The sequence below is a fragment of the Microbacterium sp. LWS13-1.2 genome, from assembly GCF_040144835.1.
Classification (GTDB): Bacteria; Actinomycetota; Actinomycetes; order Actinomycetales; family Microbacteriaceae; genus Microbacterium.
In genome coordinates this window covers 4,148,576-4,172,327 of the sequence record NZ_CP151632.1, presented here as the reverse complement: position 1 = coordinate 4,172,327, position 23,752 = coordinate 4,148,576, and the positions used below count along the sequence as shown (strand labels likewise).

Annotated in this window: 25 protein-coding genes, 1 tRNA gene and 1 riboswitch; of the genes, 12 read left to right on the top strand and 14 right to left on the bottom strand. The window is 67.7% G+C overall.

Annotated features, from left to right (window positions below; all coding sequences use genetic code 11):
- Positions 1-118: 118 nt before the first annotated feature.
- From MRBLWS13_RS19215 to MRBLWS13_RS19200, 4 genes are all read left to right on the top strand, one after another.
- Positions 119-724, top strand: coding sequence for a sigma-70 family RNA polymerase sigma factor (locus MRBLWS13_RS19215; RefSeq protein WP_349426913.1), 606 nt, complete (start codon positions 119-121; stop codon positions 722-724).
- Entirely contained in the window at positions 699-1,769 is a 1,071-nt protein-coding gene (locus tag MRBLWS13_RS19210; RefSeq protein ID WP_349426912.1) for a hypothetical protein, read from the top strand. The genes MRBLWS13_RS19215 and MRBLWS13_RS19210 overlap by 26 nt, the downstream gene beginning before the upstream one ends.
- Before the next feature lie 108 nt (positions 1,770-1,877).
- Positions 1,878-2,279: a hypothetical protein gene (locus MRBLWS13_RS19205; protein ID WP_349426911.1), complete on the top strand. Its 402-nt coding sequence runs from the start codon at positions 1,878-1,880 to the stop codon at positions 2,277-2,279.
- A gap of 1,044 nt (positions 2,280-3,323) precedes the next feature.
- Entirely contained in the window at positions 3,324-3,749 is a 426-nt protein-coding gene (locus MRBLWS13_RS19200; RefSeq protein WP_349426910.1) for a hypothetical protein, read from the top strand.
- 146 nt (positions 3,750-3,895) lie between these two features.
- Here MRBLWS13_RS19200 and MRBLWS13_RS19195 read toward each other — a convergent pair whose 3' ends face one another.
- Both MRBLWS13_RS19195 and MRBLWS13_RS19190 read right to left on the bottom strand, forming a co-directional pair.
- On the bottom strand, positions 3,896-4,174 hold the full coding sequence (locus tag MRBLWS13_RS19195; protein WP_349426909.1) for a hypothetical protein: 279 nt from the start codon (positions 4,172-4,174) through the stop codon (positions 3,896-3,898).
- Between the two features lie 141 nt (positions 4,175-4,315).
- Entirely contained in the window at positions 4,316-4,903 is a 588-nt protein-coding gene (locus MRBLWS13_RS19190; protein WP_349426908.1) for a recombinase family protein, read from the bottom strand.
- A gap of 259 nt (positions 4,904-5,162) precedes the next feature.
- Between MRBLWS13_RS19190 and MRBLWS13_RS19185 the strand changes: the two genes are divergently transcribed.
- From MRBLWS13_RS19185 to MRBLWS13_RS19170, 4 genes are all read left to right on the top strand, one after another.
- A complete protein-coding gene (locus MRBLWS13_RS19185) occupies positions 5,163-6,695 on the top strand; it encodes a relaxase domain-containing protein (RefSeq protein WP_349426907.1) in 1,533 nt (510 codons plus the stop codon).
- Positions 6,587-7,906: an AAA family ATPase gene (locus MRBLWS13_RS19180; protein ID WP_349429112.1), complete on the top strand. Its 1,320-nt coding sequence runs from the start codon at positions 6,587-6,589 to the stop codon at positions 7,904-7,906. The genes MRBLWS13_RS19185 and MRBLWS13_RS19180 overlap by 109 nt, the downstream gene beginning before the upstream one ends.
- A 90-nt stretch (positions 7,907-7,996) precedes the next feature.
- A complete protein-coding gene (locus MRBLWS13_RS19175) occupies positions 7,997-8,653 on the top strand; it encodes a hypothetical protein (protein ID WP_349426906.1) in 657 nt (218 codons plus the stop codon).
- A complete protein-coding gene (locus MRBLWS13_RS19170) occupies positions 8,637-9,431 on the top strand; it encodes a nucleotidyl transferase AbiEii/AbiGii toxin family protein (protein ID WP_349426905.1) in 795 nt (264 codons plus the stop codon). Before MRBLWS13_RS19175 ends, MRBLWS13_RS19170 begins: the two co-directional genes overlap by 17 nt.
- Before the next feature lie 15 nt (positions 9,432-9,446).
- Here MRBLWS13_RS19170 and MRBLWS13_RS19165 read toward each other — a convergent pair whose 3' ends face one another.
- A complete protein-coding gene (locus MRBLWS13_RS19165) occupies positions 9,447-9,656 on the bottom strand; it encodes a helix-turn-helix domain-containing protein (protein WP_349426904.1) in 210 nt (69 codons plus the stop codon).
- Between the two features lie 97 nt (positions 9,657-9,753).
- Here MRBLWS13_RS19165 and MRBLWS13_RS19160 point away from each other — a divergent pair, with 97 nt between their 5' ends.
- Both MRBLWS13_RS19160 and MRBLWS13_RS19155 read left to right on the top strand, forming a co-directional pair.
- A complete protein-coding gene (locus MRBLWS13_RS19160) occupies positions 9,754-10,470 on the top strand; it encodes a hypothetical protein (protein ID WP_349426903.1) in 717 nt (238 codons plus the stop codon).
- A gap of 233 nt (positions 10,471-10,703) precedes the next feature.
- Positions 10,704-11,594 carry a site-specific integrase gene (locus MRBLWS13_RS19155; RefSeq protein ID WP_349426902.1) on the top strand — a complete coding sequence of 297 codons (891 nt, stop codon included), beginning with the start codon at positions 10,704-10,706 and terminating at the stop codon, positions 11,592-11,594.
- 25 nt (positions 11,595-11,619) lie between these two features.
- On the opposite strand, the gene MRBLWS13_RS19150 is transcribed toward MRBLWS13_RS19155, so the two are convergent.
- Positions 11,620-11,695: transfer RNA gene (locus MRBLWS13_RS19150), tRNA-Arg, on the bottom strand.
- A gap of 229 nt (positions 11,696-11,924) precedes the next feature.
- Between MRBLWS13_RS19150 and MRBLWS13_RS19145 the strand changes: the two genes are divergently transcribed.
- Together MRBLWS13_RS19145 and MRBLWS13_RS19140 are read left to right on the top strand one after the other, a co-directional pair.
- Positions 11,925-12,263, top strand: a complete 339-nt coding sequence (locus MRBLWS13_RS19145) for an ATP-dependent DNA ligase (protein WP_308868440.1) — start codon at positions 11,925-11,927, stop codon at positions 12,261-12,263.
- Between the two features lie 88 nt (positions 12,264-12,351).
- Positions 12,352-12,615: a hypothetical protein gene (locus MRBLWS13_RS19140; protein ID WP_349426901.1), complete on the top strand. Its 264-nt coding sequence runs from the start codon at positions 12,352-12,354 to the stop codon at positions 12,613-12,615.
- 2 nt (positions 12,616-12,617) lie between these two features.
- Here MRBLWS13_RS19140 and MRBLWS13_RS19135 read toward each other — a convergent pair whose 3' ends face one another.
- From MRBLWS13_RS19135 to trmB, 10 genes are all read right to left on the bottom strand, one after another.
- Positions 12,618-13,598: a cation diffusion facilitator family transporter gene (locus tag MRBLWS13_RS19135; RefSeq protein ID WP_349429111.1), complete on the bottom strand. Its 981-nt coding sequence runs from the start codon at positions 13,596-13,598 to the stop codon at positions 12,618-12,620.
- A gap of 5 nt (positions 13,599-13,603) precedes the next feature.
- Positions 13,604-14,074, bottom strand: a complete 471-nt coding sequence (locus MRBLWS13_RS19130; protein WP_349426900.1) for a hypothetical protein — start codon at positions 14,072-14,074, stop codon at positions 13,604-13,606.
- Positions 14,075-14,189: 115 nt separating this feature from the next.
- Positions 14,190-16,061, bottom strand: coding sequence for an alkyl sulfatase dimerization domain-containing protein (locus MRBLWS13_RS19125; RefSeq protein WP_349426899.1), 1,872 nt, complete (start codon positions 16,059-16,061; stop codon positions 14,190-14,192).
- A gap of 38 nt (positions 16,062-16,099) precedes the next feature.
- Positions 16,100-17,758: a solute carrier family 23 protein gene (locus tag MRBLWS13_RS19120; protein ID WP_349426898.1), complete on the bottom strand. Its 1,659-nt coding sequence runs from the start codon at positions 17,756-17,758 to the stop codon at positions 16,100-16,102.
- A 62-nt stretch (positions 17,759-17,820) separates the two neighbouring features.
- On the bottom strand, positions 17,821-18,036 hold the full coding sequence (locus MRBLWS13_RS19115) for a hypothetical protein (RefSeq protein ID WP_349426896.1): 216 nt from the start codon (positions 18,034-18,036) through the stop codon (positions 17,821-17,823).
- A 376-nt stretch (positions 18,037-18,412) separates the two neighbouring features.
- Positions 18,413-19,990: a M20/M25/M40 family metallo-hydrolase gene (locus MRBLWS13_RS19110; RefSeq protein WP_349426895.1), complete on the bottom strand. Its 1,578-nt coding sequence runs from the start codon at positions 19,988-19,990 to the stop codon at positions 18,413-18,415.
- A gap of 182 nt (positions 19,991-20,172) precedes the next feature.
- A complete protein-coding gene (locus tag MRBLWS13_RS19105) occupies positions 20,173-20,493 on the bottom strand; it encodes a multidrug efflux SMR transporter (protein ID WP_349426894.1) in 321 nt (106 codons plus the stop codon).
- Between the two features lie 9 nt (positions 20,494-20,502).
- Positions 20,503-20,568, bottom strand: a riboswitch (guanidine-III (ykkC-III) riboswitch).
- Positions 20,569-20,609: 41 nt separating this feature from the next.
- Positions 20,610-21,563 carry a CPBP family intramembrane glutamic endopeptidase gene (locus MRBLWS13_RS19100; protein ID WP_349426893.1) on the bottom strand — a complete coding sequence of 318 codons (954 nt, stop codon included), beginning with the start codon at positions 21,561-21,563 and terminating at the stop codon, positions 20,610-20,612.
- A gap of 31 nt (positions 21,564-21,594) precedes the next feature.
- On the bottom strand, positions 21,595-22,923 hold the full coding sequence (locus MRBLWS13_RS19095; RefSeq protein WP_349426892.1) for an MFS transporter: 1,329 nt from the start codon (positions 22,921-22,923) through the stop codon (positions 21,595-21,597).
- Positions 22,920-23,666 (bottom strand): tRNA (guanosine(46)-N7)-methyltransferase TrmB, encoded by a 747-nt coding sequence (gene trmB / locus MRBLWS13_RS19090; protein WP_349426891.1) that lies wholly within the window; start codon positions 23,664-23,666, stop codon positions 22,920-22,922. Before trmB ends, MRBLWS13_RS19095 begins: the two co-directional genes overlap by 4 nt.
- Positions 23,667-23,752 lie beyond the last annotated feature (86 nt).

Sequence of the window (23,752 nt, the reverse complement as noted above, 5' to 3'; positions counted from 1 at the left end):
GATCCGCCCGTGTTTGGCGTCAATGTGAAGTTCGATACGACACCGGCGTAGCCTGCGCCGATCGGATCGCATGGAAAGATTCCGTGAAGGTTCTCGAGCGGATCGGGCAATACCTAGTGTGAGCACAGACAGCGAGATCCTCGCCCGGTCCCGCAACTCGCCTAGCGCGTTCGCGGAACTGTTCGAGCGGCATTCGGCATCGGTCGGCGCCTTCGTGAAGCGGAGAATAGGCGCCGACGCGGCCGAGGACGTGCTCAGCGAGACATTCCTAGTCGCGTTCCGGCGCCGCGCAGACTTTGACACTGGGTGGGAATCCGCGCGGCCATGGTTGCTGGGTATCGCATCGCGGGTGTTGAAAAAGCATCGCGCCGACGAGGCCCGGCAATGGCGGGCCGCTGCCGCATCTGCCCACCGCGAGGGGACATCTCACGAGGGCGGCATTGACGACGCGACCGTACGCATGGATGCAGCGACCGCAATTCGCGAACTGGCGCCGCGCATAGCCGCGCTGAGCGCGCGAGATCGGGAGACGCTGCTCCTGTACGCCTGGGGTGGCCTGACTCAGGAGGAGGTCGCGGCCGCGCTTGGCATTCCGGTCGGCACCGTGGGGTCCCGACTGAACCGCATTCGTCGAAAGCTCGCACCACCGGGTTCGCATTCCGTTGCCCGGTTGACCTGGATGGGAAAGGAGGACGCCGATGGACGTCTTGGAGCGGGTGCGTGACATCGACCTGAACGACCCGACGATCAGCGACGAGATCAACACTGCGCGGCAGGCGCTGCTGCGGGAGATCTCAAGAGAAGGCCGCACCACGCGCCAAGCGCGGCGTCGACGTTGGATCGGCGCCACCGGGCTCGTTGCCGGCGTGGCCGCGACGGCGGTCGTGATAAACGTGCTGGTGCCCGCGCAGATCGACCCTGCCGCCGCAGCGGTGCTCGAGGATGCCGCCGATGTCACGATCAATGCCATCGACACCACCCTGGCGCCGGGTCAGTATCTGCGCATTCAGACTGACAGCGATGACCTGTGGCGTTGGGACGTCGATATGGGCGATGAGGCGTGGGAGCGTTTCAACAACGGCAACCGCGGCGACGCGGAAGCCGGCGTCATCGTGCAAGAGACTCGCGTTCTCTACGTGCCGGCGGATCGGTCTGCCGACTGGATCTGGGACTGGAGCGCCGACCCGCAAGTGATCGCCGTGTACGGCACACGCACCGACGAAGCAACAGCCGACTGGGGAGCGCAGGCAAACGCTTCTGACAGCGGCTACTGGCCCGATCTGCAGGCACTGCCGGGTGGTGCGATCCCCGCCGCCGAGGGCGACTCCCACCAGTACCTGCTCGACGGCTACCGTCCCTTCTACGACGAGATGCCGCACGATCCGCAGGCGCTTCTCAACTGGTTCCGGGCTCACTCCGGTGACCCGGATGTGAGTGACCAGTGGGTCGTCGACGCGATGGCCGACGTCCTGACTGCCAACCTCATGCCCGCGGAGCTGCGCGCCGCGGTCCTGCGAGCGCTGGCGCTCGTCCCCGGCATTCGGATCTCCGAGGTCACGGGAACTGCGACCACGCTGGAGTACCAGTCCGGCGACTGGTTGTTCACTCGCACAACGCTGATCACGCTTGACACCGAGCTCGGCATGATCACCTCGCTGGCGCAGGCGACCACCAACAACATCGGCGGTTCGGGCAACATCCCCGGATCGGTGCCAGACTCTCGCACCATCGTCACTACAACGGTGGTCGACAGCGCCCCCACTCCATAGCGACAGGACTGGCTCTCTGGCGCAGGGAGCCAGTCCTCGCCTGTAGCACTGGAGGGTCCGCCAGCGAGCGGATGACGAGACTTGACGAACACTCGATACGGTACGAGCGTGCAAACTCTGCGGCTTGGGTGGGCGCTCGTGGTGATCGCCTGTGGTGGCCTGTTGACCGGCTGCGTCCAGTGGGGCGACTACGCCGAGGGCTCCGAGTGTGCGCGCGTCGTGGAATCGCTCAAGGAAGTGATCTCCAAGGAGCTCGACGTCGCTTGGGAGGCCGATTCTCTCTTCTTGTATCCGACCGGGTATGAGTCCCCGTGGTGCAGTGAGTGGGTAGAGACAGCCCTCGAGTTGGATACGAACGACCCTCGCCGGCATGCGGTTCGCGACGAGCTCGAGACGATTGTGCAGAGTCAGCGGAGCGGAGTGATCCTCACCGTCGAGTACGCGGCGGGCGACCTCGACGTAGCCACATCTCCCGGGACGCCTGCGCCGTCGTCGCCTCCAGCTGACTGAGTCCGGCGCAACCGCACCGACAATGCGGATGTCCCGCAGTCGCCCGAAGATCGGTCGGCCAGCGGGCGGATCCCGGTGGACCATCGTGCCGTCTTCGTGGCCGTGACTGAATTCCACTCCCCGTCCTCCCGAACGGGGCCCTTTCCGCAATACTGTCCTCGAGGAGCGCGGATGGATACACAGGTGGTTCGTCTCAGTGCCAGCCGAGTCGTGTTGTCGGACGGCACGAGTCGGCTGCGGTGTGTATCGCTGGACTCGTCGTCGAGATGCCTGTTCGAGGAGGTATTCGATCCGCTCGAACAGATCCCGAGGAGGAGTGCCGCGTACGCGATGTCGGATCGTGCCGCAGAGCACGAGTTCTGGCGCACTGTCCCTAGCGTTAATTACTCAGAGGCAATCGAAGTCCCAGATCACCTTCCGCGGCCCGTTGCTCCAACCAACCTCATGGACTTTTCGGAGCGCGCCCAGCCGTTCATGATCAGTAGTGCGAGCGATCCGCTTCACCTCCCACGCTGGATCGTCGCCGCCCTGCACAGGTACAGAATGGTCCGAGGTCGCTGAGCGCGATGACCGGCGGCCCGTAACGCGGTCGTTCAGCGTGCGGTTCTGCGGCCGGTCGACGCGCTGTCGTGGTGGCCGACTTCGAGCCGATGTCCGGATTGCTCGGTCAGTCGCTGGTGCTCAGTTGATGTGGCCCCGACATAGCGCCAAGCTATCGAGCCATCGTCGGGGCGGAGTAACGATCGAACAACTCTGCCTGAGGCGTGCGTATCCCGTGGCGCTTGGCGAGCAGCCACCACGACCCACTGGAGCAACAGCTCGCGACCCTGAAAACGCGCCCGGCAAGAAGATGTCCCGACTCAGCGCACCACGAAAAGATCCTCGGCGCATGACCGCCCGGTGCGTATGGTTGCGGCGTGGAACCGACGGTGAATTGGGTGTGACCGGCCCTTGATGTGCAACACTGCGGAGATCGAAATCCCATCCGTTCATGGTCCTCTCCGGCGCCGGCGCGTGGCTGCGGCGAGCACGCTATTGGCCGGGATGGCGGTGGTCGTCGTTGTAGTCGCCGGCACTTGTGCGCTGCTGTATCAGCCCCTCTTCGACCCGAACCCGAACGGCTACGTCAACGTTTACTATCCGGGGACTCACCGGGCGATCACACGATTCGAGGGCTACGCGATACCTGGGCTGATCGCGGCGCTGATCTCATGCGTCGCGGTCCAATTGGCCCGACCGCTCACCTCGCTCCGGAAGAAGATTGTGGCTGCCTCGACCGGGCCGGCGGTGCTCGTGCTGGGCGCCGTCGGCTTCCTTCTGTTGTTCGGAGCGCAAGGTCTACCTTCTTATCTCTTCCCTCTGGCAGCGCGGTTCGTCGCGGTTGTAGTCACGAGCGCGGTTGCGTCCTCAGCCGGCTTCCTGGCCGCGCTGCAGCTTGCCCAGCGGGTCTGGCTGAAGACGCGGGCATGATTCGCCCCGCTCGCTGCGTTCACAGCGGACGGTGAAAGGTCGCGGCTGCTGGTGCAGTTCTGCGGATGCGACCGACCCTGAAGCGCGGAGCTCCAGCGGGCCCCGCCTTCGTGCCTCGCCATCGCACCCGCGCGAACGCCGGTCCGCTACAGAGCAGCTCGGTGGCGTCGGCCGAGCACGTACCCGGCAATCGCACCCAGACCCACGAGCCCGACGATGCCCACAACGGTCGCCGCTGCCATTAGCGGTGTCAACACCACGAGCGAACCAGGGAAGAAGGTCGCGCCAGCGAGAGGCTGATAGGCAAACCAGCCGAAGGATGCCGCTCCCGTCGGGCGTACGACCAAGAACATGATCACACCGCCGAGCAGAAGCGCGCCGAAAATGATCGTGGCGAATACAACTCCCACAGACATACGGCGCATGAGGTCACGCTACCGCTGCACGACGGTCCGCCGAGCGAGCCCGCGGTCGTGACGCCGGCTGCCCGATTGGGAGTTCCGGGTCCCAAGCAGAGTCATCAAGTAAGAGCTCCCACGCTAGAGCGCGGGAGCTCGGTCGGCTCGTCACTGGTTAGCGGGGGCGACGCGTCGTTTCACTTCTCGGTAGATGGTCGCCCGAGATACACCGAATAGTTCGGCGATCTCGGTCTGTGAGTACGCGCGACCATCGAGCAGTTCATACAGATGTGACCGCTGCGTGCGCGTCAGCTTCGGCTGCTTCCCCTTCAGCTTGCCCTTTGCCCGAGCAATAGCCATACCCTCGCGGGTGCGCATCCGGATCAGGTCCGTCTCGAACTCCGCGACCATGCCGAGCACGTTGAACATCAGCCGGCCGATCGGATCCGTCGGATCGTACGTGCTGCCACCCAGGCTCAGTACGACGCCCTTCAGCGTGAGTTCGTCGGCAATATCGCGCGCATCCCGCAGGGAACGTGCGAGACGATCCAACTTGGTCACGACGAGCGTGTCTCCGGATCTGACCGCCGCCAGCGCTTCTCGCAGACCGGGCCGCGCCCGGTTGGTGCCCGTCATCCCGTGATCTACGAAGATGCTGGCTTCATCCACTCCCAGCCGCACCAGAGCATCGCGTTGAGCAGAAAGATCCTGCTCGATCGTCGACACCCTGGCGTAGCCAACCTTGATCTCATTCATTGACACATCGTCTGACCGACGACGACCCCTCACTAGTGCACCGGCGCCCGCGCGGGGTCGCTTGCCGCGGTGATGATGCCGATGTGAAGTCCGACAGAGGATTCCTGCGCCAGATGCCCGTTTAGCCTGCCCGGACCATCCGCACGCTCAGGTGCCTCAAACGAAGCAGCACCAACGCTGAGCCAGAAACCACTTCAGGCAAGACAACAGCAATGCACGTAGGCACCATACCTGGTGGTGACACGAGTACGCAGGTAGCATGGCGCCCATGAAGGGCGGGCTGCGGAGCTGGAAGCGGGGACCGGGGTCTCGTGGCGTCCGCAACGCCATCTCGTACGCGTTCAACGGAACGTGTGACGCCCACCAACACGCCAGCGCGGCCGTCGAGTACGGCACGCTCTCCGACCGGGCTGTGGAGCGATTCACCGTCGTTGATGGTCTGATCGCCGTCGACGCCCTTGACGCCGATCAGCTTCGCCGATGGATCGAGGGTAAGGAGCCGATCGCGGGGGCGCAGCGCGGCAGGCCGCACTGCCTCGACAACGCCGATCTGCTGTTGGACGGCACGATCAATTTCCCGAAGTCGTACAGCATCGCCGCTCTGCTCCATCCGGAGCTCGCGGTCGAGTTCGAAGCCATCCAAGACCGCATGCGCGCCCGGACGATCATCCTCTGGCAGCGCGAGCTCAATGCCCGACGCGGACATGGCGGCAGCATCCGTGAGGACGTCGCCAGGCTGGAAGTGGTCGAACTGAGGCATCGACGTTCGCGCGCCCTTGACGCGCACATCCACCGGCACCTGTGGCTGAACATGAAGGTGCAGGGGGTCGATGGCAAGTGGTCGAGCCTCGACTCGAGGGTCGCGATGAAACTCCACACCGTCGTCAACGCCGAAGGGGAGCTCGCCTCGCGCACCGACCCGCAGTGGGTCGCAGCTCTCGCTACTCACGGGTACACGCTCGACGACAACGGCGAGATCGCGCAGCTCGTACACGTGGTGCGTCCATTCTCGCGGCGGTCAAACAACATCGAAGCCAACCGAACGCGCATCATCGCTGAGTGGCAGAACGAGCATCCTGGGCGCGAGCCCGCAGCCGACGACCTGCAGCACATCGACGCGCGCGCCTGGGCGCAGGGTCGTCCGGGCAAGCCTGCTCACCTCGACGAATCGGAGTGGGAGGAGCGGGTGCGCGCCGAGCTCGCCGAGATCGACCCGCTCTTGTTCTGGCATCGCACACCGGCGCGTCTCGAGCAGACTGGGCTCGCTGACCTCGACCGTGACCTGCTCGCCCAGATGGCGATCGCGGATGCCGACGCGCGATCGGTCTCGAGCAGTGGACGATTCTCTCCATGGGATCTTCGGGCCGGAGCAGTCCGGGCTGTCGCACGGAGCGGAGTGATGGCAGGCCGCCCCGCGTTGGGCCAGCTGATCGACGACGTGGTCCAGCGTGCCCTCGACGACACGCTCGACCTCATCCCTCATGACACGACCAAGCCGTCACACATCAAGGCGCTCATGGCGTCGGAGACGGTCCTGCTCAAACTGCGCGTCGGGAACCGCCTCGCCGACCTCGCTGCACCCGGCACCGTGCCGAACGAGCGGCAGATGCGCGAGAGATGGCGAGTCGACACGCGGGCGAGCGGGTCCGGCTCGACCAAACACAGCTGGCTGCGGCATCCGCCATCGCCAGTACGAGCCGTCTGGTCTCCGTCATCGGACCGGCCGGATCTGGAAAGGCGACGCTCCTCCGTATCGCGCGTGACGCCCTTGCTCTGCAACAGCGACGGGTGATCCTCGTTGCGCCGACGAAGAAGGCGGCGATCGTGGCTGAGCGCGAGGTGGGTGTCACGGCGTCGAGCCTGCACGCACTTCTCGCCGACTACGGCTGGCGCTGGGGCGACGATGCGGCCGGGGGTCAGCGGTGGTCGCGCCTGAGGGTTGGAGACGTCGACGACGAGACCGGGCGTCGCTACCTCGGGCCGCAGCGCTTCCCGCTGCGCCGGGGCGATCGCGTCATCGTCGACGAAGCCGGGATGGTCGATCTTCAGAGCACTGACGCCCTCGCTAGCGTGCTCCAGGAGACGGGAGCCGGAATCGCGATGATCGGCGACCCGCGGCAAGCCGCGCCGGTCGGTCACGTCGGCGCGATGGCGCTGCTGACACGTCATGCCGATCATGTCGTCGAGCTCCGCTCCGTGCACCGCTTCGCAGACCCGGCCTACGGGCAGCTCACCTTGAGGCTGCGGCAGGCGTCCACGACCGCCGAGGCGGAGAGGGTCGCACGTGAGCTGGACTCCGCCGGGCACATCAGGAGAGTCGACAGCGTCGATGCCGCCCACGAGGCGATGGTCGACGAATGGTGCACCCGTGAGGGGCGGGTTGCGCTGGTGGTAGGGACCAACGACGATGCCGACGCGATCAACGAGGCCATCCAGCGGCGCCGAGTCGAGGAAGGCGACCTTCAGACGGGTGCGGTCGCACTTGGTCGTAGCGGACAGCGGATGCTCGTCGGCGACGTCATTCAGACACGGCGCAACGATCCCGCTGCTGACGTGCAGAATCGCGCCACCTGGATCATCACCGGCATCGACGATGACCGGCTCGCGCTCACCAACCTCTCGGACTCGACAGAGCGCCGCACCATCCGGATTGACTACGCGGCCGAGCACGCCCACCTTGCCTATGCCTCGACCGTGCACGGCATCCAAGGCGAAACAGTCGATGTCTCGATCGTCGGGCTCGGCGTCGACGCCGCCGGCCTGTACGTCGGCCTCACACGCGGCCGGCGATGGAACGAAGCGATCGTCGTTGCAAGCTCGGCGGAACTCGCCCGAGAAGAGCTGAGTGACGCCATGCGCCGTGGGGTTCCCGAGCCGACGATCGAAGACTCTCGCAGAGCCGCGCAGATGGACCTGAGCCGCGCGGCGCGACGGGTGGATGCGACGGGACCGGTGGGACTGGGGCCGAAATCGGTGGTGGGGAGTCCCCGCCTCGGGCGCTAAAGATGTGGGCTTTGCGAAGCGAGATCTAGTTCTAGTACATAGAAATATACGCAGGAGGTATATTTCTGTGTACCAGGGAGGGGCTGCGCGATGGCTGACGACGTCGATCTGGTTCGGGCTGCGGAGCGAGCGCCCCTGCGCACGGTGCGGCTGAAGGACCTCGAAGGCTACACCGCAAACCCCTGGCGAGTCGTGGACCAGCTCGTCGAGCGCGGAGCCCTCACCCGTCTGGCACACGGCATCTACACCGCGCCCCCAGACGGCCGCGACGGTCGCACCTGGAAGCCCCCGCTCGAACCAGCGGGACTAGCCGTGGCCGCGGCACGCTTCGGCCAGAGGAACGTGGCCCTCACCGGGATCGGGGCGGCACGCCATTGGGCAGCAATTCCGCGGGCGATCGGCGTGACGACAATCGCTGTTCAGGGCCGCAACTACCTGCCGATGACGCTCGACGCCGGGGGGACCGTCCAGTTCGTGAAGCGAGACCTCGAGCGCGTCGAGCTCATCCTCGAACGGACTGCGCTCGGACAAGGGCTGGTCACCACCCCGCCGCAGACGCTGTACGACCTCCTCATGCGACCCGCGCAGGGAGGGATGCCTGACGAAGCGACCGCCGCGGCGAAGAACCTCGCCGCTCGCGTCCCGTTCCCCGAGTTCGCGGACGTCGTGGAAGGTGCCGGGCGCGCCAATGCGGCCGTGCGGGACATGGTCGATCAGCTGAAGGAGCGCGATGCGGGAAGCCGGTAGGGGTCGGCACGACGGGCGGGTCGCCGGAGTGCTCGACGACAGGGAAAGGGAACTCATCGAAGCCACGTTCCGAGTCGACCCCGAGCAGGTCGTCCGCGACCACGTGATCTCCCACGCCCTCGCGGCCATCGCGAGCGCGGGAGCTGATGATGTCATCTTCTTCGGCGGTACAGCGCTGTCACGAACCCACCTCACCGAGCTGCGTCTGTCAGAAGACATCGACCTCATCGCGCTGGGCGATCGACGGGCGATCGCCGATCGGATCGAGTCTGCAGTCGCGCGCCGACTGCAGCGGAGTCTGGGCGCTGTCGCATTCACTCCACCTCTTCGCGACACGCGTCACCCCGAGCCATCCGTGATGCAGGTCGGCGACACCCGCATCCAGATTCAGCTCCTCGCCTCGGACGGATATCCCGCGTGGCCGACAGAAGTCGTCGACATCGAACAGCGGTACAGCGATGCGGCGCCGGCGAAGCTTCGGGTCCTCACGGCCGCCGCATTCGTCGCGTCCAAGCTGTCCTCATGGAGCGATCGCCAGGCATCGCGAGACCTCTACGACCTCTGGGCCATGAGCGAGCGGGGCCTGATCGACGCCGAAGCAGTAGATCTATTTGGGCGACTGGGTTCATACACCAGCGCCGCGAGCGTGCCGTTCACGAACATCCCCTCCGATGCCGAGTGGAATGCCGCTCTCAGTCATCAAGGCATGATCCGAATCGGGCCGGGGGATGCCGCGAAAGCAGTACGGGTTGCGATCGAGGCTGCCCTCGAGCGCTGATCCACCGCCCGGCACCTACCTTGCGAGGACGTCATCCGTCCGGTTGCACGCGCGACTCTCCATCCAGGCCAGGACCTCGGACCGTTTGTAGAGGATCGTCTTGGCGGAAAGCCGGTAGAACCTCGGTCCGTCACCGCGATACCGCATCTGCGCGATCGTGGCCTTTGTCATGCGCATGAGGTCTGCCGCCTGGGCGAGCGTAAGCCACTCATCTTCGGCGTCCATTGCACATCCTCTCTACGCAACCATGTCACCGATACGCACACGGTGGAGGGCTTGCGTACTCATGTCAATAGCACGCAGCGTATGGCATGATAACCGCATGACAGAGCATGTCTTCACGCCGTCCGGGCCCAGCATCATCGTTGCGCCGGGAATCCCGCTACGTCCGGTCGTCAGAGGACGGACGGCAGTCAAGAACCACGACATCGGTGCACTTGAGGGCGGCCAGGAGGCGCTGGTTACCTTCCGCCTCGAATACTCGGAAGCGACAGGACGCTTCGAGGTGGCGGCGTTCGGGATCGATCGAGGGGCGCTTCCGCTCGAGGTGTCGGGCGCTCTCTTGCGCACGGTCCGAGTCCACGCCATCGCGAAGATCGGCATCCTTGCCGCCATCCCCCAGTGGGCGCTCGAGCTCGCCCGGCTGCGCCAACTCCACGCCCGAGGCGGGCTGCGCAGTTTCCGGGAGTTCGCTCCCTCCGAGGATGACACACTGCTCCTGACGGGCCTGATCTATCGCATCGCCGAGATCTCCGGTGAGAGCCCCGCCCAGGCCGTCGCCGAGTCGATCGGGCTGAAACTGCGCACAGCGACGAATTGGATCCAGCGCGCCCGCGCGGCGGGCTACATGACGAGCACAGAGCACCAGAAGGCAGCGCGTCGGGTGCTGAGAAGCATCGAACCTCTCTGGAAGACCCACGTCGTGGAGGACTTCTCGGACTACAAGGCGCGCAACAACATCACCGACGAGGACCTTCGGATGGTTGTCGAGCGCGAGAACGCGAAGATGGGCGAGATCCCGGCCCGGGAGCGGACCTGATGGGCAGCGTCCACCCGTACACGACCGCGGGCGGCTCGAAGCGCTATCGCATCAGCTACCGACGCCCCGACCACGGACAGACAACAGAGCGCGGCTTCAAGACGAAGCGCGACGCGGAGTTGCGTCTTGCGGAGCTCGAGATAGCCAAAGCCCGCGGCGAGTATGTCGACCCGGCATCCGCTGCGGTCACGATCAGCCCACTCGGCCGCGACTGGCTCGCACAGCGCGAAGGGGTGCTCAAGCCGTCGTCGTTCCGGCCGCTGCAGTCCGCCTGGTCGAAACACGTCGAGCCGAAGTGGGGGAGCCGTTCGGTCGGCAGCATCCGTCACTCCGAGGTACAGGCGTGGATCTCGTCGATCGCCGGCGGATCCACCACAGTCCGACGAGCCCACGGCATTCTCGCCGGCATCCTTGACGTCGCGGTACGCGATCGACGGCTGGCGCGGAACGTCGCCCGCGACGTCGATCTCCCCGCGAAGAGCCGCAACGCCCGCAGGCATTACCTGACGCACGAGCAGGTGCAATTGCTCGTGGACAATTCACGACATCCCGCGCTGGTTCTGTTCTTGGCCTACACGGGTCTCCGGTGGGGTGAGGCGACGGCATTGCGGATCCGGCACGTCGACGCGCTCCGGCGTCGGGTGAAGGTCGAGGAGAACGCGGTGAAGGTGTCGCACGAGGTGCATGTCGGCTCTCCCAAGACCCACCGCTCGCGCTCGGTGCCGTACCCGGAGTTCCTATCGCTTCCGCTTGCCCAGCTTGCCGAGGGAAAGGACCGCGACGACCTCTTGTTCGGGGACGGCAAGACGCATGTCCTGCTGCCCGCGTCGCGCAACGGATGGTTTACGCACGCCGTACACGCCGCCCAGGAGGCCGATCCCACGTTCCCGCGAGTCACGCCGCACGATCTGCGACACACCGCTGCATCGCTCGCAGTGCAGGCCGGCACGCACGTGAAAGCAGTCCAGCGAATGCTCGGTCACGCGTCCGCCGCGATGACCCTCGACGTCTACGCGGACCTGTTCGACGACGACCTTGACGATGTCGCGACCCGGCTCGACGAGGCAAAGTGCGCGGCAGGTGTTGTCAATGTGTTGTCACGAGCAAGGGGCCGCGAGGACTGAATGCCCCGCGACCCCTTGTCCCGTATGGTGCCCCCGACAGGAATCGAACCTGCGACCTTTGGTACCGGAAACCAACGCTCTATCCCCTGAGCTACGGAGGCGTGCCGATCGAGACTACCATCCCGCCGGGGTCGGCTTTTCACGGGCCGGCACCCGGCCGAGCCCGGCGCGCGATGGGGCGACATCGATCACGAGGTGCTCAGGCGTCCCGTGTCAAGGGCTGGCCACGATCCGCACTCGGGGGAAGGATCGGAGCTGTACCTGATCGCCGTCGGCCCTGCAGCCACCCCAGCGCAACGTTCGCCGGCGGGCCGAGAGCGGAGGCGCACGATGGGAAAGCTGACCTACGAGGGGACGGTGAAGGTCGATTTCGACGACCGGACACTGGCACACCTGCAGCTGGTGATCGGCACCAAGCTCCGGCGCGGGGAGCCCTTCCACTTCACGTGGCGCGACGACGTCAGCATCGGCGACGGACGCACCACCATCTGGGTGCACCCTCGCTGCGCCCTCGTGTACAAGTTCTACGGCAGCCGTACCCCGCAGCTGAATCCCGCCTGGATCGACGCGCTCGCCTATACGGCGAACTCCCCCTCGGGTCTGTATCTCGTTCCCGAACCGGCGCAGTCGGCGCCGGTCACCTCGCCGGAGCACGAGCTGCTCAGCTGAGCGGCTATGGGAACCTCGTCGTGTTGTCAAGGCATTGGCCGCGCGGCCGCGCTCAGTGCCATGGTGTAGCCCGCGGACGGGAGCGATCGTGAAGAGGATCGACATCTATTACGGCGGGGAGCACTACAGCATCGGCGGACGCCGCTTCGAAGACCTCAGGGAGGAGATCGAGGCGGGGATGATCGCGGGACCGTACTGGCTCGAGGTGAATGACGGCGAAGGTCAGATGCGCGCTGCGCACCTGCTGCTGACCCCCGGTGTCCCCCTGGCGATCGTTCCGGTCCCTGACGAGTATCCCGGGCCGTCGTCCGACGGTGCGTCGTCCGAGGCGGGACCGCCGCGGGTCGGCTGAGGTCATGCGTCGCGGTGCGATCCCTGGCGTGCCGCCGGCTCGGCCTCCTCCGGAAGGCTGGCCGCCACGATCACGACGACGTCCTGCACCTTCCAGTCGAGCCGTGCCACGGCGGTGCGCGCCTCTTCGATCTCGCCTAGGCGCACGTCGTCGTGGGTCGGCACCACGAACACCTCCACGTGGAACACCTGACCCATGTCGCGCATGCGCACCGCGCTCTCGCGCACCCACGGGAACTCCGCGACGCGGTTCGCGATGCGCGCGATGAGCGGGTGGGTGCGGGCGTCGTCCTCGGTGCGGGCGCGCTGGTCGATGAGATCGCGCACGGCGGCGCGCGAGTTCCGCCAGCCGTCCCACACGATGCCGAGCGAGATGAAGAGGGCCGCGGCGCCGTCGAGCCACCAGAGGCCGATGCCGACGCCGAGCACGCCGACGATCGACGCCACGGTGGAGGTCCAGTCCGCCTTGGCCATGTCGGCATCCGCGTACAGCACCTTGTTGTGCAGCTTCGGCGCCAGCTTCGCCTTGGCATGGCCGTAGAAGAACGGGCCGATCACGATGACGCTCATCACCGCGACCATGAACCAGCCGAGCCAGATCGTCTGGCCGAACAGGTACACCGTGCCGATCGAGGGGTGCTCGCCGCTCACGAGACCGCTGATCGCCTCGTAGGCGAGGTTGCCGCCGACGGCCAGCAGCGCCACCCCCGCCACCAGGTGCCCGACGCCCATCACGCGGTGCAGACCGAACGGGAAGGCACGCGTGGGTCGGCGCCGGATGAAGATCAGCGCGACCAGGAAGGAGATCTGCGGGATGAGGGAGAGCATGTCCTCGATCCACGCGGTCCTCATCGCCTGGGATCCGCCGACGACCAGGCCGATGACGCCGATCGTCACCAACGTGTAGCCGATCGTGAACCATTCCCAGCGGATGGCGCTGCGCAGGGCCTTCTGCTGCTCCGGGGGCAGGTCCGTGCGTCCCATGGTCTTCACGGCGCGACCTCCTGGTCGAGGTATCCCTCGATGGCGGCCTGCCACGCGTTCTCCCCCAGCGGCACCAGCAGCACCACCGGCCCGCGTGCTCCGGGGATGGTGTCGTAGGCCCGCGTCACCGCGACCCGATCCGACCACGGCGTCGCGTCCGTCATCCCGCCGATCGCCACGTCGAGCTCCCCCGTCTCCAGGTCGTCGACGAGGTCCTCCTCGCTGCCCACCGTCCACTCGACCTTCGCGTCGACCGACTCGGCGAACCCCTCGACGAGCTCGGCGAGGGAACCGCCCACCTCGGAGCCGTCGACGGTGACGAGCTCGCCTGAGGCCGACGCCCCGGCATGGAGCACTCCCCCGCGCACTCGATCGAGCGTGCCCTGCGGGTCGGTCGGCACTGTGACTCCGCACCCCGAGACGCCCAGCGCGATCACCAGCAGGGGCACGCCGCACACGCGTCGCCACCGGTTCATGATCCGAGTGTTGCGAACCGCGCCGGCAGCGGGGAGCGCCTTGACCCTCTGCGCGGCGCCTGCTACCGCAGATCGCCGGCATCGCGGGGGCGATGCCGGCGATCTGGAACCGGGGTTACGGGAGGACGATCTCGAAGTTCGGATCGGCCTCGTCGAGCACTCCGAGGATCTGCTGCAGGACACCCGCGTCACCGCGGATGTCGATGCCCGGGCTCGCGGTGTCACCGCCCGCCATCTGGATCAGGCGCGTCTTAGACAGCGTCAGCTGCAGCGGCGTGGCGCCGTCGGGCTCGCGCTCGACGTAGATCAGCACCCCGTTGCGCAGCGTCACGTGGAAGCTGCGACCGAGGTCGGTGAGCGTCAGATCCACGGCGAGGTCGAGGTCCCACGCCTTCGGGCCGTCGACCCGGATGGCGAGGGCGTCCAGGAGCTGCTCGGGGGTGAGCTGGGCGATGATGAGGGGCGCCGCCGTCTGGGTGGGGGTGCCGAAGTTGCCCTCGCGCAGCTCGGTCGCGCCCGAGAGGTAGAAGTTGCGCCAGGTGCCGTTCTCGGCGCCATAGGCGAGCTGCTCGAGCGTGTCGGCGTACAGCGAGCGCGCGGCGGCGTGGTCGGAGTCGGCGAACACGGCGTGGTCGAGGAGCGTCGCCGCCCACCGGAAGTCGCCCGCGTCGAATGCGGCCCGCGCGAGCTCCACCACCCGATCGATGCCGCCGATCGCGTCGACGTAGCGCTCGGCCAGAGCCTCGGGCGGGTGCGGCCACAGACGGGCCGGGTTGCCGTCGAACCAGCCCATATAGCGCTGGTAGATCGCCTTGACGTTGTGACTGACCGACCCGTAGTAGCCGTGCGTGCTCCAGGACGCCTCGAGCGCCGGCGGCAGCTGGATCAGCTCGGCGATCTCAGCGCCGTTGTAGCCCTGGTTGAGCAGGCGCAGCGTCTGGTCGTGGAGGTAGCCGTACAGATCGCGCTGGATGGCGAGGAACTCGTTGACGGCCTCCTTGCCCCACGTCGGCCAGTGATGCGACGCGAACACCACCTCTGCCTCGTCGCCGTACCGCGCGATCGCCTCAGTGAGGTACTGCGACCAGATGTGCGGATCGCGCACGACGGCGCCGCGGAGCGTCAAGAGGTTGTGCAGCGTGTGCGTGGCGTTCTCGGCCATGCACAGCGCACGGTAGCGCGGCAGGTAGAAGTGCATCTCGGACGGCGCCTCGGTGCCCGGGGCCATCTGGAACTCGAACTCCACGCCGTCGATCGTGTGGGTCTCGCCCGTAGTCGTGACCTCGAGCGTCGGCGGCAGGATCGTCGGGTTGCCGGTCGACGTCGTCTGCCCCAGTCCCGCGCCCACCTGCCCCTGCGGTCCGCGCTCGAGCGCTGCGCCGTACATGTAGCCCGCGCGTCGCGCCATCGCCGTGCCCGCATAGACGTTCTCGGCGACCGAGTGCTCGAGGAACCCCTCGGGCACGACGATCTGCACCTTGCCCGCTTCGATCTCCTCCTGGCTGACGATGCCGAGCACGCCGCCGAAGTGGTCGATGTGACTGTGGGAGTGGATCACCGCGTGGATCGGACGGTCGCCACGGTGCGTGCGGTACAGGGCCATCGCCGCCGCCGCCGTCTCGACCGAGATCAGCGGGTCCACGACGATCACTCCGGTGTCACCTTCGATCACCGTCATCACCGAGAGGTCGAGGCCGCGCAGCTGATAGATGCCGGGAACGACCTCGAAGAGGCCGTGCTTGGCCACGAGCTTCGACTGACGCCACAGGCTCGGGTGCACGGAGTCGGGCGCGTCGCCCTGCACGAAGTCGAAGGTGGAGGCATCCCACACCACGTCGCCCTTGTCGTTGCGGATCTTCGGGTCGTCGAGCGTCCCGAGGAACCCGCGCTCCGCCGCGGCGAAATCGTCGACGTCGTCGAACGGCAGGGAAGCCAGGGCCTTCGCCTGAGCCTCCCTGATCGACGCTTCCGGTTCGCGCTGCTGCATGTGCTTCTCCCTTTCCTGCCGGTCGGGTGACCGGATCCTCAGTCTTGCGGAGGCCCGTCGCGGTCGGCAAGCGCCGCGACGGCCGCTCTGTTGGTGGCGAAGAACGCCTGACCGGACAGCAGTTCGAGCTCTTCCAGGCGGGCCCTGGTGGGCGGCCGGACACGGCTGAACGCGAGCGTCACGTCGTTGTCGTGGAGCCAGTGCTCGAGGGCTTCGAACGCCTCGGCGCCCGTCACGTCGATGTCGGTCACGGCCTCCATGTCGATCACCACGTGGTGCACCGGCTGGTCGGCGCCGGTGACGGCGCGCTTGACCGCCGCGGCGAACACCGCGCCGTTCGCGAAGAAGAGCGGCGCGGCCAGGCGCACGACCACCAGGCCGGCCGCGGTGGTGGCCCCCGTGGGGGCGTCTTCGAGCAGGGACTGCTTCGTGTCGTCGTCGGCCTCGAGCACGTCGATGGCCGGATTCGCCGCGCGCTTGGCGAGGTTGATGAGCGCGAGGACGAAGGCGACGAGGATGCCGGGGATCGCGCCGACGAAGACGGTGACGAGGAAGCAGGTGGCGGCGACCGCGAACTCGAAGCGGTCCTGACGCCACAGCTGCCGGAACTCCCGGATGCCCAGGAGCGGCAGGATCGCGACGGCGACCACCGCGCCGATGGCGGGCGACGGGATGTCGGCGAGCAGCGCGGTGCCAAACAGCAGGAGCAGAAGCGTGCCCGCGGCGAGCACCAGGGAGGGCAGCTGGGTGCGTGAACCCGCCTGGTCCATCGCTGCGGTGCGCGAGGTCGAGGACCCCATCGCGAAGCTGCCCTGCGCGCCGGCGGCGATGTTGCCGAGGCCGAAGGCGAGCAGGTCGCGATTCGCGTGGAACGGGTATCCGCGCTTCTCGGCGTACGAACGCGAGACGAGGAGCCCTTCGGCCGTGGTGACGAGGGTGAGTGCGATCGCCGAGGGAATCAGCGCGAGCCACATCGTCCAGTCGAGGAGCGGCCACGTGAGCGCCGGCGGTCCGGCCGGCACCTCGCCCAGCACGTCCACGCCCAGCTCGTCCAAGCCGGTGAGCACCACCACCAGTGTCGAGACGACGAGCACGACCAGCGCCCACGGGACCGCCTTGAGGAACCGGGCGCCGAGAAGGAGAACCGCGACCGATGTCACCGAGATCAGCACCGACCAGAGGTTCGCCGTCCCCAGCCCGGTCACCAGTCCGACGGTCTTGTCGAGGAACTCTCCCCCGGAGTCGATCTTCACCCCGAGCATCTTGGCGACCTGGCTCACCATGATGTCGAGCGCGAGTCCGCCCACGAACCCGACGAGGATCGGCTTCGAGAGGAAGTTCGCGAGGAAGCCGAGCTTGAACACCGACATCAGCACGAACAGGATGCCGCTGATGATCGCCTGCGCCAGCGCGAGCGTCGCATAGTCGGCGCTGCCGGCGGCCGCGAGTCCGCCCACCGACGAGGCGACGAGCGCGGCGGCCGCGGCATCCGGGGAGGCGACGACCTGACGCGACGACACCACCAGCGCATAGATGATCGTCGGGACGATCAGGGCGTACAGGCCCGCCGTCGGCGGCAGCCCGGCGATCTGGGCGTAGCCGATGTTGAGGGGCACGGCGATCGCCAGGAGGGTGACGCCCGCTGTGAGCTCAGTGGCGAGATTGCGCGTGGTCAACCCCGTGAGAGGTCGCTGCATGCGGGCTCCTGGGAGGCGTGGGGAGGCGGTGGTCGTTTCCACCCTGCCACGGGAAGGGCCGGTCACACCGGATCGCCCGGCACGAGCGGCGGAACGACCGTCTCGCTCGTGACGGTCGCCGCCCACCCGCGTTCGGCCAGTCCGGTCGTGATCGCCGCCACGACGGCCGACGTCACGCTCAGCCCGTTCGACGTGTCATGCCAGAACTGCACCTGGGCGGTGACCCGGGCGTCCGACACGGCTGACAGCAGCACGCCGGCACCCGGTTCGGGGTGCACTACGAGCGGGCTCTGCGGCGCCGGGCGAGCCTCGCCGGGGCTCCGGCTTCGTGCACGAGCCCCGGCGATGCCCGGCGCACAGCGATGATCCCCTCGGTGCCTAAGCGCCGGGGGGATCGTCTGCACGAAGTATGGTTTCCGTATCCGGCTCCCTTTCGGGTTCCTCGTCTCTGTGTTCACTTCGCACTATCGAATGTCCTCCCCCGCACGGGCGTCGTCAAGGGTTCACCCGGAAGTCATCTCGACGTCAGGTTGACAGTGAGAGACGTCCGGGGTGACGGATGCCGACGGCATATCACGGACGACCACCCCTGGAGTGACCCGGGGGTGGTCGTCGCAACCGCTGTCCGCGGGGCGGGGACGAGCCCGCGCCGCGTCACTGGGCGAACCGCTCCTTCATGGCGTCCAGGCTCTTGCCCGAGCCGTGAGACTTGCCGGGAGAGCTGACCCCGTTCACAGTGGACGTGTCGAACGCGAACGTCATGACCGCCGCGGCGACGGCATCCGCGTTCACGTCGAGCGCGAACGTGTTGATGTTGCCGACGAGGTCGTAGTCCTCGCGCAGCGCGTCGTACAGCGCTTCGTCCTGGCCGGCCCCCGTGAGGTTGTCGCACGGCTGGTGGTAGCACGGGTCGTACGACGCGCCGATCACACCGCCGTACAGCGCGGCCTCGGCGGCCGTCTTCTTCACCTCGGCGCCGGTGAACAGGCCTCCCGCCGGAATGCCGACGGCGATGAACGGGCCGTAGTCGGAACGCCCCGAGAACTCGCTGTCCTGCGACGGCAGTCCTCGGCTGTCGTAGAATCCCTCGAAGACGTCCTCGATCTGCGCCGAACCCTCGGGGATGAATCCCGGCGCGGCGGTGCCGCCCGAGTTGTCCCCGTCGTAGATGCCGAACATGTAGTTCGGCGACCCGATCATGTCGAAGTTGAGGTAGAGCGCGATGTCGTCCACCTCGTCCTCCGACAGTGCGCCGACGTAGTGCTCGGAACCGAGCAGACCCGACTCCTCGGCGCCCCACCACGCGAACCGCACGGTGTTGTTCGGCTTGGTCTTCTGCATCTGGATCGCCGTCTCCAGCAGCCCTGCGCTGCCCGAGCCGTTGTCGTTGATACCGGCGCCGTCCTGCACGCTGTCGAGGTGCGCTCCGGCCATCACGGTGTTGTCGTCGTTGCCGTCCGCCGTCTCGGCGAGCACGTTCCACGTCGTGCGCACCTCCTGGTCGTAGTCGACGGTGACCGTCACGGTCGCGCCCGGGGTGCTCGCGAGGTCGACCCCTGCCGAGTATGTGACGAAGACCGCGGGGATCGTGAGTCCGGGCGCCTCGCCGATCATGCCGACGAGGCTGTCGTCACCGGGGTTGTTCCGGATGATGACCGCTTCGGCACCGGCGGCCTGAGCGTTCACGGCCTTCACCGCGAACCCGCAGCCGCCCCGCTGGAGGAGCACGACGGAATCGGGTGGGAGCACGCCGAAGTCAGCGGCCGTGCATCCGCTCGTGTTGTCGGGCGAGGGCAGGTCGACGAGCACAAGGGATCCGGTCGCGGTGCCCTCCGGGCTTCCGGTGTCGAACTCATTGCGCACGAAGTCGTCGCCGTCCACGTAAGAGGTCGTCGTGCCCCCGACTGTGCGGGTGAGCACGTTGTTCTCGTCGAAGTAGTCGAACTCGAACGCCTGCACCTCGGGCGTGTAGCCCGCGGCCTCCAGCTGCGAGACGACGTAGTCGACGGATGCCGCGTACCCGGGTCGTCCGGCGGCACGGTCCCCGTACTCGTGGGCGATCGCCTGGAAGGCTTCGAGATGCTCCATCACCCCCTCGAGGGTGACGGCCTTCGTGATCTTGGCCACCGAGTTGTTGTTCGGTGCCGCATACGCGGGACTGGCCAGTGCGACGGCGCCGCTGAGGGCCGCCGCGGTGGCGATGGCCCAGGTGCGCCTGATTGTCTTCGGCATGGTGGTGCCTTTCCGCCGACGACCCCTTTGGCATCGGCATTCTCCGGGGATGCTTCCACACTGTGTCGCGCAGTGCCAGACCTGGCGCCCCGGATTCACCGAGCCCTCATCCGGGAACCCGTCGACGACGACGGACCGGATGCCGCGGCATCCGGTCCGTCGTCGTCAAGCGGTCAGGGACCTCACTCGTGGCCGACGAGCTTGAGGCCGACGACGCAGCCCACGAGCCCGAGGATCAGCAGCATCCTGACGATCGAGAAGGCCTCGTCACCCGTGATCATGGCGTACGCGACGGTCAGCGACGCACCGATCCCCACCCACACCGCGTAGGCGGTGCCGGTGGAGATGTCACGCATGGCCCACGCGAGGCCGCCCATGCTCAGCACGAGCGAGACGCCGAAGATCACGGTCGGCCAGAGCTTGGTGAAGCCTTCGCTCTTGCCGAGCGCGGTGGCCCAGACGGCCTCGAGGATTCCGGAGACGATGAGAACGACCCACGACATGACTGTGCTCCTGGCCAGTCTTGTCGCGCACCGGGTACTGATCCGTCGTCCGGGGATCCGGTCGGGGATCCGTGCGCCAGCCTAGCCACTGCCCCTGGGCACGGCCTGGGCAGCGCTCACACCAGGAACAGCCCGTCGAACAGCCCGGGATTGTGCGCGTGGACGAGCACGAGGAACACCACGGCGTCGAAGAGCAGGTGCACCGTCACGACGTAGGTGAGCGATCGCGTCTTCATGAAGATGAACCCCTGCAGCAGGGCGAACGGGATCGTGAGCAACGGCCCCCAGGCCTGATAGCCGAGCTCCCACAGGAACGACACGAACACCACCGACTGCAGCAGGTTCGCCTGCCAGAACGGGAAATGCCGCCGCAGCAGGGCGAGACACGTGCAGATGAAGAACAGCTCGTCCCAGATGCCGACCGCGCCGACCCCCACGAACAGCCGCGCGATGAGCTCGGGCGTGTCGACGACCGGCCAGTTGAGGTAGACACCCGAGGTGATGAAGTAGAACGGCAGGATCAGCCACCCGAGGACGAGCACGGCCACCAGCCACGTCCACTGGAACCGGGTCCAGCGTCCGCCGCCGCGCCAGGGGAAGCGGATCGCGTGGTCGCGGAACACCCACCGCGAGATCGCATACGGCACCGCCACGGCACCGCCGAGTGCGAGCGCGAATCGTAGGATCGCGAGGTTGTCGAGCTCCGCCTTCAGCGGGATGAGGCTCACGATGAGCAGGCCCGCCGCGATGAGCGACAGGTCGCGCACCAGCGACGGCGGGCGACGGATGCCGGCGGTCGCGGTCGTGGCGGATCCGGCGACCGCGCGCTCGGCCCGCCGCCCGTCTGGCGCCGCGCGATCGAGGGGCGAGAGACGACCCTCGTCGCCGGCATCCGTCCGCGCGGTCAGGAGCGCGATCGCGAGTCCCGCCGCCAGCAGCAGCCAGCCGAGCCACGGCACCCTCACGACGAAGAACGCCGGGGCGGCCAGGCACACGAAGAGGGCGGGGACCAGGCCCCACGACCACGCTGCGACGACCGGCGCGGGTGGGGCGTCAGGGTGTGCGGGCATGCGGGCGGCTCCAGATAGGGACGGATGCGGTTCAGCGATCGAGCGGGTGCGCGATCTCATCCTTCGCCATCCCCGCCACCAGATAGGCCAGCACGCCGAGGACGAGCGGGATCACGCCCGCCGCGATGAAGATCGCCTCGATGGGCACCACTTCCGCGAGCGGCCCCGCCAGCGCCATCGACAGCGGCATGAGAGCGAGCGACACGAAGAAGTCGAGGCTCGAGACGCGCCCGAGCATGCGCCGGGGGACGCGACGCTGCAGCAGCGTTCCCCAGATCACGTTGCCGTAGCTGAACCCGAACCCCACCAGGAACAGGCACAGTGCCATGACCCAGTAGTCGTGCGTGATGCCGACGATCGCGAACGGCAGCGTGCTGACGGACCAGACGCCGATCATCACCGTGAGGTACCGGCGCGGCAGCCTCATCGACGACACCACGATGGATCCGAGGACGCCGCCGATCCCGTAGATCGCGAGGAGGAAGCCGAACAGGCGCGGGTCCGCACCGATGCGCTCGCGGGTGAGGAATGGCAGCAGCACCTCTTCCGGCCCCAGGAACACGAGCACCCAGCCGGTCGCGAAGAGCAGCGTCCACAGCAGCCAAGGGGTGCGGACGGTGAAGCCGACGGCCTCGCGCAGGTCGTGGAACACGCCCCGCACGCCCGCCGGCGGCTCGTGCTCCTCGCCGGCCGCCACGGGTGGCTCGGGGCGGACGAACAGCAGCAGCACCAGGGCGAGCGCGTGCGCGGCGACGATTCCCCACGCCGCGTGCGCCGGCGCGAGCACGGCGGCGACGATGATGCCGGCCGCGGCGGGGCCTGCGGCCTGCTGCAGCGCCGGGCGGATGGCGCCCTCGAGGCCGTTCGCCGCGAGCAGCTGCGCAGGCGGCAGGATGCGCGGCAGGATCGCGCTGTAGGCCGGGAAGAAGAAGCCGGCGCCCGCCCCGAGGACGAAGGCGACGATGGCGAGGTGCGGGATCGTCACCACGCCGAGCGCGCCGGCCACGGCGATCGACGTGATGGCGAGGAGGTTCAGCAGCTCGACGATGCGCAGCAGCAGGCGCCGCGGGACGCGGTCCGCGGCAATCCCCCCGGGGATCGCGCACAGCAGCAGCCCGACGGCGTTCGCGGCGGCGACCACCGAGAGCTGCACCGGGCCACCGCCCGCGTCGATGACCGTGTAAACCATGACGACGGCCCACATACCGGCGCCGAAGATCGACAGCACGACGGCGCCGAACAGCATGCGGAAGTCGCGGTGCGCGAGAGGGCGCACGAAGCGCCACGTGTCGCGGCGCGCCGCGGGCGCGGAGTCCGGCGTCGAGTCGGGCCCCGCCATGGGGCCGGGCGCTGCGCTCATGACCTCGCGACGCGGCGGTACGAGAGATCGCGGATGTCGCGTCCCACGCGCGCGCCCTTGCGCTCGAACGCCGTGAGCACCCTGCCCTCGAAGCGCGGCGCCCACTCCCCCTCGAACGTCGGCTCGAAATCCGCCGCGGCGGCCATGACGTCGCGCATCTGCCGCGCGTAGTCCTCCCAATCGGTCGCCAGGCGCAGCATGCCGCCGTCACGGAGGGCGCCGGCCGCGATCTGCGCGAACCCGTCGGCGACCAGGCGCCGCTTGGTGTGCTTCTTCTTGTGCCACGGATCCGGGAAGAACACCCACAGCTCGTCGACGGATGCCGCCGGCAGCAGGTGTTGCAGCGCCTCGGGCGCGTTGGCCTCGACCAGGCGCAGGTTGCTCGCACCGGCGCGGTCGGCATCCAGCATGGTGCGGGCAAGACCCGCCCGGAAGACCTCGATCGCCAGGAAGTCGGTGTCAGCCCGCGAGGTCGCGGCGTGCACGATCGCGTGCCCCTGGCCCGATCCGATCTCGACGACGAGCGGCGCGTCGCGGCCCCACACGGCGACGGGATCGATCGAGGAACCCGGCAGGATGCTGGTGGCCGCCGAATCGCGGGGCACCTCGATCACGTACCGCGGGGCCAGCTCGGTCCAGGCGCGCTCCTGCGCCTCCGACATCCGTCCGCTCCGGCGCACGAACGACACCGGCTTCTCACGGAAGGGGCGGGGTTCGGGGGCGGGCGTGGCAGGGTTCGACACCCCACCAGGCTACCGAGAGCGCCCGACGACCGTTCGCGCCGCCGCGACCGTCCGTTCGAGGGGCACGACACGCCGCTACGCGGCGG